Genomic DNA, 14,299 nt, shown 5'->3' on the forward strand with positions numbered 1-14,299 from the left:
GGTCATAAGCTAAATTGACCAAAAAGGCAAAGAGCGCCTTTCCGGTCAATTCATCTTATGCTTGTCGGGCCTGACCAAGCCGCCTCCGCTTTTCTATATGTCCAGCTCCAGGGGCTTGGGGCTCGAGGTCATAAGCCAAGTAACCCAAAAAGGCAAAGGGCGCCTTTCCGGGTTACTTGGCTTATGCTTGTCGCCCCAGGGCGAGCCTCTTCCGCTTTTCTACTTGTCCAGCTCCGGCGGCTAGTCCCTCGAGGTCATAAGCTAAATTGACCAAAAAGGCAAAGAGCGCCTTTCCGGTCAATTCATCTTATGCTTGTCGGGCCTGACCAAGCCGCCTCCGCTTTTCTAATGACAAATATATGTACTTTTATATGAATCCTTGAAATGATAAAGTTTTTAGGATATATTCGTTATGGATAAAAAGGTTATTGGAGGACCAAAAATGACAAATCGATATGCCGTTATATTAGCTGCCGGGCAAGGTACGAGAATGAAGTCCAAGCTTTACAAAGTTCTTCATCCTGTGTGTGGCAAGCCGATGGTGGAACATGTGGTCGACCAAATTTCAACTCTTCATATAGAAAAGACTGTCACAATCATCGGTCACGGTGCTGAGCTTGTGAAGTCGCATTTAGAAGGCAAGAGTGATTTTGCCCTTCAGGCTGAGCAATTAGGTACCGCTCATGCTGTTATGCAGTCTGAAGATGTGTTAGGTGATTTAGAAGGTACTACTTTGGTGGTATGTGGTGATACACCGCTCATTAAAGGAGAAACGATGGAAGCGTTAGTGAAGCATCATGAAGGTCAGGGTGCGAAAGCGACTATCTTGACTGGTCACACTGAATCCCCTGATGGATACGGACGCATCATCCGTAACCAGGAAGGCTTGGTGGAACGCATCGTAGAACATAAGGATGCAACCGATGAGGAGCGAAGCGTGAAAGAAATCAATACCGGAACATATTGTTTCGATAATAAAGCGTTATTCGATGCCCTGAAAAAGGTTTCGAATGATAACGTACAAGGCGAGTATTATTTACCGGATGTGATTGAGATTCTTCAGTCTGAAGGTGAAATCGTAAGTGCGTACCAAACAAGTGACTTTGATGAGACATTGGGTGTGAACGACCGTGTCGCACTTTCTCAAGCAGAGATCACGATGAAAAAGCGCATCAATGAATACCATATGCGCAATGGTGTAACGATAAAGGATCCAAACAATACGTATATTGATGCAGATGTGAAGATTGGCCGAGATACGGTTATCCTTCCAGGTACGGTTCTTAAAGGCGACACTTCAATTGGTGAAGATGCTATGATCGGACCAAATTCTGAGGTGAAGGATTGTCAGATCGGTGACCGAACAGTTGTGAAGCAATCTGTTGCTCATGACAGCTCGATCGGTTCGGATGTTCATATTGGGCCATTTGCTCACATTCGTCCGGCTTCTACCATTGAAGATGAAGTTAAGATTGGTAACTTCGTTGAAATTAAGAAGGCTTCTTTCGGTAAAGCAAGTAAAGCATCCCACTTAAGCTACATTGGAGATGCAGAGGTTGGAAGTGACGTCAACATTGGATGTGGATCGATCACGGTGAACTATGATGGAAAGAATAAGCACATGACAAAGATTGAAGATGGTGTATTTGTAGGCTGTAATTCAAATCTGGTCGCGCCTGTTAAAGTAGGAAAAGGTGCATACATTGCTGCTGGTTCTACGATTACTGAGGATGTTCCAGGAGAGTCTCTTTCGATTGCAAGAGCTCGCCAGGTAAATAAAGAAAATTACGTACAAAATCTAAATCATAAGAAATAATTGGAGGTCCACGATGCCAAACTCTTATATTAATTCCAAATTAAAAATTTTCTCCCTTAATTCAAACTACCATCTTGCAAAGGAAATTGCTGATGAAGTAGGAGTTGAATTAGGGAAATCTTCTGTTAAGCGTTTTAGTGACGGTGAAATTCAGATTAACATTGAAGAAAGTATCCGTGGTTGTGATGTATTCGTCATTCAGTCTACTTGTCAGCCTGTAAACGAAAACCTGATGGAGCTTCTTATTATGGTAGATGCGTTGAAACGTGCTTCTGCTAAAACGATTAACATTGTTATGCCTTATTATGGGTATGCCCGTCAGGACCGTAAAGCGAGAGCACGTGAGCCTATCACGGCTAAATTAGTGGCAAACCTGTTGGAAACAGCCGGTGCTACCCGCGTAATCACACTGGACCTGCATGCTCCTCAGATTCAAGGCTTCTTTGATATCCTGATCGATCACCTGATGGGTGTTCCTATCTTAGCGGATTACTTTGAAGAAAGAGGATTCAATAACGAAGACCTTGTCATTGTATCTCCGGACCATGGAGGAGTGACTAGAGCCCGTAAGCTTGCGGAACGCCTGAAAGCGCCGATTGCCATCATTGATAAACGTCGTCCGAAACCGAACGTTGCAGAGGTCATGAACATCGTTGGTAACATTGATGGTAAAATCGCCATCCTGATCGATGATATTATTGATACTGCCGGTACGATCACGCTTGCAGCCAATGCGTTAGTGGAAAACGGTGCGAAAGAAGTTTTCGCGTGCTGTACGCATCCGGTTCTTTCTGGACCTGCGATTGAGCGAATCGAAAACTCTAATATTAAAGAGCTGGTTGTAACGAACTCTATTCCATTAGGCGAAGAGAAAATGATCAGTAAAGTGAAGTCGTTGTCAGTTGCTCCACTAATCAGTGAAGCCATCATCCGTGTCTACGAACAACAATCTGTCAGCACGCTTTTTGATTAAGAATTAATATTTGTAGTTTGTGCATATGAAGAAGAGCCTGTCCTTATTTAGGGCAGGCTTTTCTGTTATTCTTCTTTTAGACTCTTTTCGCAAAGTTTGTGGTTATCTTAAGGAAGAATGTAGTAGTTGATTTCCGCTACAGGATGCTCGCTTTCCGCGGGGCGTGAGTTGAGCCTCCTCGGGCTTTGCCCTGTGGGGTCTCAACTTTCCCGCTATTCCCGCAGGAGTCGAACATCCTTCCGCTCCAATCAACTTTCTGAGCATAAATCCTCATTAGAATGTGAGAAAAACAAGACTTTTAGAAAGCAACCTCATATCAAGTGAGTAAAGATAGATCTCCTTTTGAGAAAGAAGCATTCTGTTTTCTAGTTACATTGTTTTTCTCGCACACCTTAAGCTCTGTCACGAAAAATCTCTTAAAGATGGTGAGGGGAACTGCGTAGACTCCTGCGGAAGTACGGGCGTGCCGAGACCCCAGAAGCGAAGCTGAGGAGGCTCGGCCGAACGTCCGCGGAAAGCGGAGCAGTTCCCCTCACCATCCTCCACATACTAATTGACAGAGCTCAAGCAGACCTTATGTTAAAAAGCAACAATCTGTATGAAAAGGGCCTTCTTCTAAAACAGCTATCTGACAACCTTCCATAAGCACCCTTCCCGTCATAAATTGATTTTTCTATGTTTATTTCAAATCACATTAGGGTAATTACTATATATAGAACTTTAACTAACATAAAAGATTAGGGAAGGTGTTGGATTAGACATGGCAACTGAATTAAAAGCAAATACCAGAAAAGATTTTAAACGCTCTTCATTAACAAAGCTGAGACACGAGGGGAATATCCCTGGAGTCGTGTACGGCTACAAAGCAGATAATACACCAATTATGGTAGATGCCATTACGTTTATTAAAACGATTCGTGAAGTAGGAAGAAACGGAATTATTTCCTTAAATGTAGATGGTAATAAACAAAATGTCATTTTAAGTGACTATCAGCAGGACCACTTGAAGGATGCCGTTACTCACGTAGATTTCCTTGCCGTTAATATGTCACAGGAAATCGATGCGGATGTTCGTATCGAGCTTGTGGGAGAAGCTGCAGGAGTAAAGGACGGCGGAGTACTACAACAGCCGTTGCATGAGGTTTCTGTAACAGCTAAACCTAAAGATATACCGGAATCAATCGAAGTTGATATTGCAGAACTTCAAGTTGGAGAAACGGTAACGATCGGTGATATACGCGACAAATACAGTGTCACTCTTAATGAAGAGGACGACCGTACAATTGCTTCCATTCTCGCACCACGACAGGAAGAAGAAATTGATAGCGGTGAAGAGCAGGAAGCAGGTACCCCTGAGAATGAAGAAGGAAGAGAATCAGAGGCCAGTGAAGAAAGTGAATCAAAGGAAGAATAAAAATCAATATTTTTTGGCGTAACCTTTTGCAGGTTGCGCTTTTTACGTTATTCTAGAGGTATAAGGTCAGAAGAGGTGTTAGACATGAAATTAATCGTTGGACTAGGAAACCCGGGATCACAATATGAGAAGACACGTCATAATATCGGGTTTGTTATTATAGATGCTTTAGCAGATCGACTGGGGGTTTCATTGAATCAGTCAAAGTTCAAAGGGATATATGGGACTTACCATTATAAAGGGGAAAAAATCGTTTTATTAAAGCCGCTTACCTATATGAATTTATCTGGGGAAAGCATTGTTCCGCTAATGGATTATTTTAATATTGAAGATGAAGATCTGCTTGTTATTTATGATGATTTGGATTTACCTGTAGGAAAGATAAGGCTGAGACAGAAGGGGAGTGCCGGAGGTCATAATGGAATAAAATCAACCATCGCTCATTTGGGCTCTCAAAACTTCAATCGCCTTAGAATAGGAATCGATCGCCCTGTAAACGGTATGAGTGTCCCGGATTATGTTCTTGGAAGGTTTAGTAAGGAAGATCAAGGAGAGTTGGATAAAGTCATCTCTGCCTGTGTGGAAGCATGTGAAACATGGTTTGATAAACCTTTCCTCGAAGTGATGAATAAATTCAACTAACGAATTCATATACTGCATTTCGAGGACTGAAAATCTTGGTGACCTTCCATCATTCCTGTGAAGAGTTGAATAACTCCCCTCTAACAGGTTCATACTAAATGTATAAATGTGTATGGAGGGAAATGGTATGGCGATCCATTATCAGTGTCGACATTGTGGTACAAATGTTGGAACACTTTCAAACGTATCTGTCCATTCAGAGCAGCTCGGGATTCATACGCTGTCAGATGAAGAACGGTTACACATGGTTCAGTATCAGGACAACGGAGATATCCAAGTGAAGACCATCTGTGAAGATTGTCAGGAGAGTCTGGAGAGAAACCCTGACTATCATCAATTAGATCATATCATTCAGTAAGAACGCTTTGGTGGAGAACCAAAGCATTTTTCTGTTTACAGTTGAGATTATATAGAAAGATCCAAAGGGGAGGAGCGTACACTTGAAAGGTATTATAAAACAGGTTCACCAAAGTGAAGAAATTCAATCCATCATCGCTGGAGTGGAGGAGCAATTATCTGAACAGCTTGTCGCAGGATTGTCCGGCTCATCCCGAACAGCTTATATAGCGGACGTCTATTTACAAACGAATAAATCCACCATAGTGGTCACGCATAATTTGTTTCAAGCCCAGAAAGTCTATGACGATCTCATTCAGTTTCTATCCGAGGATGAAGTATATTTATATTCTGCTAATGAGTTAATCGCAGCTGAATTAAGTGTGGCGAGTCCGGAACTGAGAGCTCAACGTATCGAAGTGTTGAATAAGCTTTCTCAGAATCACTCGGGTGTATATATTGTTCCTGTCGCAGGATTAAGAAAAATCCTTCCTCCGAAATCCATGTGGGAAACGAATCAAATCCGTTTTAAAACGGGAGAAGATATCGATCTGGATGAAGTATTAAATCAATTGGTTCAAATGGGCTATCAGAGGACGGGGATGGTCAACACACCTGGTGAATTCAGCCTTCGCGGGGGAATCGTTGATATATTCCCATTAACGTCCCAGAATCCTGTCCGTATCGAATTATTTGATACCGAAATTGATTCGATTCGCATCTTTTCAGTTGAGGACCAGCGTTCGATTGATAAACTTAACGCTGTGGAAATAGGACCAGCAACAGAGGTCTTATTGAGCTATGAGAACATCGAAAGGCTCATCCACGAAATTGAAGCTGGACTTTCCGCCAGTTTAAAGAAGGTGAAAGCGGCAGCTGTAAAGGAAAAGATGACTGAGTACATAGGTCATGAGGTTGATCAGCTTGAAAACGGACAAGTTCCTGAGCAAATTTTCAAGTACTTGTCCCTGGCGTATGACCATCCTAGTAGTTTGCTAGATTATTTACCTGAAGACGGAGTCATTTTCTTTGACGAATTCAGTCGTGTACAGGAAATGAGTGAGTCCCTTGAGAAAGAGGAAGCAGAGTGGTTTACCTCGTTGTTGCAAGAAGGACAGATCATCCATGATGTACCTGTATCCCATGCGTTTACCGAGTTGATTAATAACACGAAGCTGCCAAAGGTGTACTTTTCTCTTTTCCTGCGTCATATTCCCAATACAAGCCCGCAGAATATCTTTAATGTTTCTACAAAGCCTATGCAGAATTTCCATGGGCAGATGAATGTTTTAAAGGCAGAATTGGATCGCTGGAAAAAAGGAAAATATACCGTTGTTTTACTGGGACCGGATGAAGAGCGGGTCAAGAAGCTTCAAAGGGTACTGGACGATTATAAAATTGAAATCGCCTTTGTGGAAGATGGGGATAAGCTGCTGCCGGGCACGATCCAAATGATCAACGGCAGCCTGACGAACGGATTTGAACTTCCCCTTCAGAAACTGGCCGTTATTACAGAAGAGGAACTATTCAATAAAAAAACCCAAAAGAAGCCCAGAAGGCAAAAGCTTTCAAACGCTGAGAGAATCAAAAGCTATTCTGAGCTGAAAGTGGGGGACCATGTGGTTCATGTGAATCACGGGATCGGTAAATTTCTTGGGATTGAAACCTTGGAGATCAATGGTGTTCACAAAGACTATCTCCATGTGAAATATCAGGGGAATGACAAGCTCTATGTTCCGGTTGATCAAATTGAACTTGTCCAAAAATACGTCGCTTCAGAAAACAAGGATCCCAAGCTTTATAAGCTGGGCGGAAGTGAATGGAAGAAGGTCAAGTCGAAGGTTCAATCCTCAGTTCAGGATATAGCAGATGATCTCATCAAGCTCTATGCTGAAAGGGAAGCGGCAAAAGGCTATGCATTTTCCCCCGATGGTGATATGCAAAGAGAGTTTGAAATGGTGTTTCCATACGAAGAAACCGATGACCAGCTGCGATCTGTAAGTGAAATTAAGCAGGATATGGAAAGAGAACGGCCGATGGACCGCTTATTATGTGGAGACGTAGGTTATGGAAAAACAGAAGTGGCCATTCGGGCAGCTTTCAAAGCCATTGCCGATGGAAAGCAGGTCGCTATCCTCGTACCGACCACCATCCTTGCTCAGCAGCATTATGAAACGATCAAGGAACGTTTTCAGGACTTCCCCGTTGAAATAGGATTATTAAGTCGTTTCAGAACACGAAAGCAGCAGCAGGAAACGACGAAGGGCCTTAAGAACGGAACCGTGGATATCGTAGTGGGGACCCACCGCCTTCTTTCCAAAGACATTCAATACAGGGACATCGGATTATTGATCATCGACGAAGAACAGAGATTTGGAGTCACACACAAAGAAAAAATCAAACAATTAAAAACGAATATTGATGTGCTGACTCTAACGGCTACTCCGATTCCACGGACTCTTCATATGTCGATGCTTGGAGTACGTGATCTATCTGTCATTGAAACTCCGCCTGAGAATCGATTCCCGGTTCAGACATATGTAATGGAATACAACGGTGCTTTGATCAAAGAAGCCATTGAAAGAGAGATGGCACGGAACGGTCAGGTGTATTTTCTTTACAACCGGGTAGAGGATATTGAAAGAAAAGCGGACGAAATTTCCATGCTTGTGCCGGATGCGAGAATAGCCTACGCACACGGACAAATGAGTGAAAACGAGCTCGAAGCCGTGATCTTAAGCTTCCTTGCCGGTGAGTATGATGTACTGGTCACTACGACGATCATTGAAACAGGCGTGGATATACCGAATGTGAACACATTGATTGTCTTTGATGCCGATCGGATGGGCTTATCTCAACTCTATCAATTAAGAGGAAGGGTTGGACGTTCGAACAGGGTGGCCTATGCCTATTTCACCTACCGTAAAGACAAGGTGCTGACGGAAGTCGCGGAAAAACGTTTGCAAGCGATAAAAGAATTCACTGAGCTCGGTTCAGGATTCAAGATTGCCATGCGTGACCTGACGATCCGTGGAGCAGGAAATCTTCTGGGAGCACAGCAGCACGGCTTTATTGATTCTGTCGGGTTTGACTTGTACTCTCAAATGTTGAAAGAAGCCATCGAAGAGCGAAAAGGAGATCTTCCGAAACAGCCGGAGTCGAGCTTTGAAGTGGACATCGAAATCGATGCCTATATTCCGGATGAATATATTAAAGATGGACATCAAAAGATCGAAATGTATAAACGATTCCGCTCCATCTCTTCCCTTCCTGAAATTGAAGAGCTGGAAGAAGAAATCCTTGACCGTTTCGGGGAGTATCCAGAGGAAGTCGGTTATCTATTCTTAATCTCCGAAATGAAAATATACGCCAAAAATACAAAGCTTGAATCCATTAAACAGGATAAGAAATCAGTGAACATCTTTATGTCGCCGGACGGAACGGCGCAGATCGATGGATCCAAGGTCTTTAACTTATGCAACAAACACGGCCGGGCTGTGGGCCTCGGAATGGAAGGATCAAAGCTTAAAATATCCATCAACACCTCACGTTTGGAAGCATCCAAGTGGTTTAATATGGCCTATGACATCATTAAGCATTTGGATGAAGCATTAAAAGTAGAAGAAAACGCCTGATAATGATTAAAACTTCACATACTTTCATCAGATGAAATACGGAAATTCTTACCTTCGTTATAATACTGTAACCAAAATGTAAACGCGCTGCTTGTTTTACTTTACTATGATAAGGGTATTAGTATTTATGCAGCTGCCAACAATGGAAAAAGATACCTGCATTAGAATTTTAGTGAAATTACAGAAAAAATAACTGAATGTGTATAGAACTTCTAAGTTGTAAGATACTAAACTCAACAATGGTAAAGTATTCAATAACAAGTTGGTACATTGCCAAATAAAATCATCTGATGAAAGTGAGGCAACTATAGATGAAAGCAACTGGTATTGTTCGTCGTATTGATGATTTAGGGCGTGTCGTCATTCCGAAAGAAATTCGTAGAACATTAAGGATTCGCGAGGGAGATCCCCTTGAAATCTTCGTCGATCGTGACGGAGAAGTCATCTTAAAGAAATACTCCCCAATCAGTGAACTTGGTGACTTTGCTAAGGAATACGGCGAAGCATTATACGACAGCCTTGGAAGCGCTGTGTTAATTTGTGATCGAGATGCTGTAATCGCCATCTCAGGCGCTTCTAAGAAAGAATATTTAAATAAGAACATCAGTGAACTGGTTGAAAAAGTAATGGATGACCGTACGTCTCTGTTACACACTCAACAAGGACAAGCTGAGCTTGTCGATGGACACGGTGAGGAACTTGCTTCCTATACGATAGCCCCGATAGTCGCAAATGGAGATCCGATTGGTGCCGTTGCGATCTTCTCGAAGGAGCGTACAGTAGGCGAAGTGGAACAAAAGGCAGTAGAAACGGCAGCTGGCTTTTTAGCAAGACAAATGGAGCAATAATTTTTCAGGAGCGGCATTTAGCCGCTCTTCTTTTTTATTTTTGGTCTGATAAACGAAGCTGCAGAAGAAAACAGACAGCTCTTTATGGTAAAATGACCAGTACATAAACGATTTTTTCTCTGCCTGATCAGACTCATTGAGCATTGAAAAAAGTGGTACAGAAAGGCAGGAAAACTGGTTGAGTAAGAAATACTCTTCCAATCAATTTTTGAAAGGGGCAATGGTATTGACGGTTGCTGCACTGGTGACGAAGATATTAAGTGCAGTATATCGGGTGCCGTTTCAAAATATTGTTGGGGATATTGGTTTTTATATCTATCAGCAGGTGTATCCCTTTTACGGAATTGCCATCGCATTATCCACTTATGGATTCCCTGTGATCATCTCGAAGTTAGTAGCCGAGAAAATAGAAAGTGAAGATGAAGAAGGAGCTAAGAATGTAGCCGTCACCTCCTTCATGTTCCTATGTCTCGTTGGATTAAGCTGGTTTCTTATCGTGTACTTTGGAGCAGGGGTGATTGCCCGCTGGATGGGGGATCCACTCCTTAAACCATTGATTCAAGTCATTTCATTATCCTTCCTGTTGTTAGCTCCCCTTTCTGTTCTGAGAGGTTATTATCAAGGAAAGGAAGATATGGTGCCCACCGCTGTTTCACAGGTGACAGAGCAAACGATAAGAGTGGCGACGATTCTTGTGTTTTCAACTATTTTGATTTCTCAAGGATATTCCTTGTATATGGCGGGGAACGGAGCGTTATTCGGTTCGATAACCGGTGGACTGGGAGGCTTGTTGGTTTTACTTCTCATAGTGACTGCACGCAGGGAAAGGCTGTTTTCACGCAAGTCCCTGAGGTTGTCCCCTGAATATTTACACATCTGGGCACGGTTATTAATGAACGGAACAGCCATTTGTGTCAGTGCCATGCTGCTGGTCCTTCTTCAGTTTGTTGATTCCTTGAATGTATATTCTCTCCTGATCTCATCTGGAATGGAAGCAGAGTCAGGGAAAACGTGGAAAGGGATTTATGACCGGGGTCAGCCCTTTGTCCAGCTCGGGACAGTAGTGGCCACCTCTATTTCCCTCACCATCGTACCATTGGTGACAAGTGCCTACTTGAAAAAGAAAGAAAATTTGATAAGGGAGTACAGTCAGTTATCCCTTAAAATCAGCATTACAATCGGATTTGCAGCTACACTGGGAATCATCAATATCATGGTTCCTACCAATACGATGTTATTCGAAAATGCATTGGGCTCAAAGGTGATTGCCGTTTTCTGTCTTTCCATTTTCTTTAGCTGTCTTATTCTTACGTTTGCAGGCATTTTCCAAGGGATCGGTAAGATTTATTACCCGGCATTCTGTATTATGATAGGCATTATCTTAAAATATTTCGGCAACGCCTATCTCATTCCCGTTATGGGTATTATGGGAGCGTCCATGGCGACGGTCGTTTCTTTAACTGTTATTACCGGTATGATGATTTTTAAGATAAGGAGTTTATTTCCGATCCGGTTTTTCCCTTTTTCTTTCTATAAAACCTTATTGCTGAGCGGTGCAGCCATGACCATCGTGTTACAGGTTTTCCTGCAGATTTATGATACACTTTTAGACAAAGGAATGCCTGAGCGGGAGCTTTCCGTCCTTTTTTCTTTAGGAGGAGCCTGCCTGGGTGCCTTCATCTTTCTGATTGTATTATTAAGAGGAAATGTCCTCTCCAGAGAAGAAATAGGTTTCTTACCGTTTGGTAGTAAATGGGTAAGGCTGATGAATATCATACAACCAATGAATAAAAAGTAGCGAGGAGATCAATATGCATACAATAACAATTGTGGGTTTAGGTGCAGGAGACATCGAACAGCTCCCATTAGGAGTGTACCGATTACTAAAGAATAGCTCACATTTATACTTGCGTACGAAGGAGCATCCAGTCGTAAAGGATTTAATGGCGGAAGGGATAGAGTTTCAATCCTTCGATGCTGTATATGAAAAGCATGATCAGTTCGACCACGTGTATGAAGAAATTGTTTGTGAGCTGGTTTCGGAATCTGAGAAGCGTTCAATCGTCTATGCCGTTCCTGGTCACCCATTAGTGGCGGAAAAGGCTGTTCAAATGCTTCTGGATCTTCATGAACAAGGAAAGATACACGTGTCGATAGGCGGGGGGCAAAGCTTCATTGATGCTCTGTTCGCATCTGTCGGTGCGGACCCGATCGATGGCTTTCAGCTGTTGGACGGTACGAGCTTAAAGCTTCACGATATCCATATGAATCAACAACTTATCATCGGACAGGTTTATGATGCCTTTATCGCTTCTGAGGTGAAAATTACCCTGATGGAGCTCTATCCATTTGATTATGAAGTCATGCTTGTCACAGCGGCTGGCAGCAAGGAAGAAAAGGTGGATAGAATTCCCCTGGTTGAACTTGATCGTGTGGCCCACCTCAGCAATTTAACAAGCTTGTATGTCCCGGCTGTAAAAGAAATGGCATCCACTTATAAACAATATGCAACATTAAGAGAGATCATCTCGACACTAAGGGGACCGAATGGGTGTCCTTGGGATAAAGAGCAAACCCATCATTCCCTCAAGAAATACTTACTCGAAGAAACCTACGAGTTACTGGAAGCGATTGAGGAAGATGATATTGATCATATGGTTGAAGAGCTGGGGGATGTCCTGCTCCAGGTCATGCTTCATGCCCAAATAGGTGAGGATGAAGGAATGTTCACCATGGAGGAAGTGATTGAAAGTCTTGCTTCCAAAATGGTCCGAAGACACCCTCATGTATTCGGTTCGGTTCAAGTAGAAAATACGGAACAAGTGAAAGCGAACTGGGATGAAATCAAGAAGCGAGAAAAGCCGGATGAACATGAACCGATGCTTAAGAACGTTGCCAAAGGAATGCCGGCTCTCATGAAGGCATACGAATATCAGAAGAAAGCCGCAAAAGTAGGGTTTGATTGGCCAGACCCACGAGGTGCCTGGGAAAAAGTATGGGAAGAATTAAAGGAATTTGAAAACGAGGTCGAGAATAGTAGTGAAAACCATATCAAAAAAGAATTTGGAGATATTTTATTCGCGCTTATCAATGTGGCAAGATTTTATAAGGTATTTCCAGAGGAAGCCCTGTCCATGACCAATACAAAATTTTACCGCCGCTTTACGTATGTGGAGGAACAGGTTTTGAAAACGGGGAAGAGCTTTGAGGATTTCACTTTAGAAGAATTAGACCTATTTTGGAACGAAGCCAAAAAGATGAATATCGAATAAGGGGAAATGAATAATGGTATCCATGAGATTAGATAAATTTTTAAAAGTATCAAGACTGATTAAAAGAAGAACAATGGCTAAAGAAATCGCCGATCAGGGCCGTATAACAGTGAATGGTCTGCAAGCAAAAGCGAGCTCTAACGTGAAGGTTGGAGACGAATTAAGCGTGAGGTTTGGTCAAAAGATTATGAGGGTAAAGATAGAAAGGCTTCTTGAAACAACCAAAAAAGAAGAAGCGAGCGGACTTTATTCCGTGCTTTCAGAAGAAAGAGTTCAAGAAGAAACGGAATAAGGATTACATAGTAAGAGGCTCTATTTTGGTTCTATTTTTCTCCCGAAAACATAAACATAGTTACAAAGCTTGTACTATGGGAATGTGAGGGATGGGTATGAATCAATATTATGATGGAAACAAAGATAAAACGACTTATCAAGAACATGACGTCATGATGAGGGGCCGCAAGCTTCTTGATATCACGGGTGTTAAACAGGTGGAAAGCTTCGATAATGAAGAGTTTCTACTCGAAACCGTAATGGGCTTTTTGTCTGTCAGAGGTCAAAATCTACAAATGAAAAATCTGGACGTGGACAAAGGCATCGTCTCCATTAAAGGAAAGGTGTTTGATCTCGTATACCTGGATGAACAAAATGGGGAGAAGGCTAAAGGCTTCTTTAGCAAGCTGTTTCGATGACACTCTCAACCCAGTTCTACACCATGCTCTCCATGATCGGAATGGGAGCTTTATTTGGTGCGACATTAGACACGTACAATCGGTTCTTAAACCGGTCTGAAAGAAAACGGTGGCTTGTATTCGTAAACGATATTATGTTTTGGGTATTACAAGCCCTGGCGATTTTTTATATTTTATTTGTCGTCAATTTTGGTGAGATCCGTTTTTATATATTCATTGCTTTGCTGTGTGGCTTTGCTGGATATCAGGCCCTCATCAAGCAGCTCTATCTGGCCTTTTTGGAACGGGTGATTTTATTTTTTATCTCCCTTTATAATTTTGGTGTGAAAATGGTGAAAAAATTAATTTATTCACCGATCAAATGGATAATTGTGCTGCTCATTACCATGGTTTTATCTATAGGAAAAGGGCTCTTATCCGTCATAATATTCCTGTTAAAGGTGATCTGGAAGGTGTTACAATGGGCGATTAAGCTCGTAACGGCTCCCATATGGTGGATATTAAAGGGTATTTGGAATTTATTGCCGAAAAATCTTACAAAAAGAGTCGAGAAGTTATATAATAAAGTGGCAGGAATTTTTAAAGCATATATCAAAAAAGTATATAGAGTGGTAGAAAAGTTCAAAAAGAAACCTAAAGACAAAGAATAGGGCTTATGGCTTTGCCACTCC

Annotated in this window: 12 protein-coding genes; all 12 read left to right on the forward strand. The window is 42.2% G+C overall.

Annotated elements, in window-relative coordinates:
* Positions 1–442: 442 nt before the first annotated feature.
* The gene (gene glmU, locus ACQKFO_RS22385; protein WP_427601190.1) at positions 443–1,816 is read left to right on the forward strand and encodes a bifunctional UDP-N-acetylglucosamine diphosphorylase/glucosamine-1-phosphate N-acetyltransferase GlmU; all 1,374 of its coding nucleotides are present in this window, start codon (positions 443–445) and stop codon (positions 1,814–1,816) included.
* Positions 1,817–1,829: 13 nt separating this feature from the next.
* Positions 1,830–2,789 (forward strand): ribose-phosphate diphosphokinase, encoded by a 960-nt coding sequence (locus ACQKFO_RS22390; RefSeq protein ID WP_148971314.1) that lies wholly within the window; start codon positions 1,830–1,832, stop codon positions 2,787–2,789.
* A 760-nt stretch (positions 2,790–3,549) separates the two neighbouring features.
* Positions 3,550–4,203, forward strand: coding sequence for a 50S ribosomal protein L25/general stress protein Ctc (locus ACQKFO_RS22395; protein ID WP_148996581.1), 654 nt, complete (start codon positions 3,550–3,552; stop codon positions 4,201–4,203).
* An 84-nt stretch (positions 4,204–4,287) separates the two neighbouring features.
* Positions 4,288–4,845 carry an aminoacyl-tRNA hydrolase gene (pth, locus tag ACQKFO_RS22400; RefSeq protein ID WP_427601192.1) on the forward strand — a complete coding sequence of 186 codons (558 nt, stop codon included), beginning with the start codon at positions 4,288–4,290 and terminating at the stop codon, positions 4,843–4,845.
* Between the two features lie 127 nt (positions 4,846–4,972).
* The gene (locus ACQKFO_RS22405; RefSeq protein WP_148971311.1) at positions 4,973–5,203 is read left to right on the forward strand and encodes an anti-sigma-F factor Fin family protein; all 231 of its coding nucleotides are present in this window, start codon (positions 4,973–4,975) and stop codon (positions 5,201–5,203) included.
* 82 nt (positions 5,204–5,285) lie between these two features.
* Positions 5,286–8,816: a transcription-repair coupling factor gene (gene mfd, locus ACQKFO_RS22410; protein ID WP_427601195.1), complete on the forward strand. Its 3,531-nt coding sequence runs from the start codon at positions 5,286–5,288 to the stop codon at positions 8,814–8,816.
* 311 nt (positions 8,817–9,127) lie between these two features.
* A complete protein-coding gene (gene spoVT, locus ACQKFO_RS22415; protein ID WP_148996584.1) occupies positions 9,128–9,664 on the forward strand; it encodes a stage V sporulation protein T in 537 nt (178 codons plus the stop codon).
* Positions 9,665–9,842: 178 nt separating this feature from the next.
* Complete coding sequence (locus tag ACQKFO_RS22420; RefSeq protein WP_427601197.1) at positions 9,843–11,462, forward strand: putative polysaccharide biosynthesis protein; 1,620 nt, start codon at positions 9,843–9,845, stop codon at positions 11,460–11,462.
* A 13-nt stretch (positions 11,463–11,475) separates the two neighbouring features.
* Positions 11,476–12,936 (forward strand): nucleoside triphosphate pyrophosphohydrolase, encoded by a 1,461-nt coding sequence (mazG, locus tag ACQKFO_RS22425; protein ID WP_427601199.1) that lies wholly within the window; start codon positions 11,476–11,478, stop codon positions 12,934–12,936.
* A 22-nt stretch (positions 12,937–12,958) separates the two neighbouring features.
* Positions 12,959–13,228 carry an RNA-binding S4 domain-containing protein gene (locus ACQKFO_RS22430; protein ID WP_044340650.1) on the forward strand — a complete coding sequence of 90 codons (270 nt, stop codon included), beginning with the start codon at positions 12,959–12,961 and terminating at the stop codon, positions 13,226–13,228.
* Between the two features lie 97 nt (positions 13,229–13,325).
* Positions 13,326–13,628 carry a sporulation protein YabP gene (gene yabP, locus ACQKFO_RS22435; RefSeq protein ID WP_427601201.1) on the forward strand — a complete coding sequence of 101 codons (303 nt, stop codon included), beginning with the start codon at positions 13,326–13,328 and terminating at the stop codon, positions 13,626–13,628.
* Positions 13,625–14,278 (forward strand): spore cortex biosynthesis protein YabQ, encoded by a 654-nt coding sequence (gene yabQ, locus ACQKFO_RS22440; protein ID WP_427601203.1) that lies wholly within the window; start codon positions 13,625–13,627, stop codon positions 14,276–14,278. Before yabP ends, yabQ begins: the two co-directional genes overlap by 4 nt.
* Positions 14,279–14,299 lie beyond the last annotated feature (21 nt).

This window comes from Rossellomorea sp. NPDC071047 (assembly GCF_050270195.1).
Lineage (GTDB): Bacteria > Bacillota > Bacilli > Bacillales > Bacillaceae_B > Rossellomorea.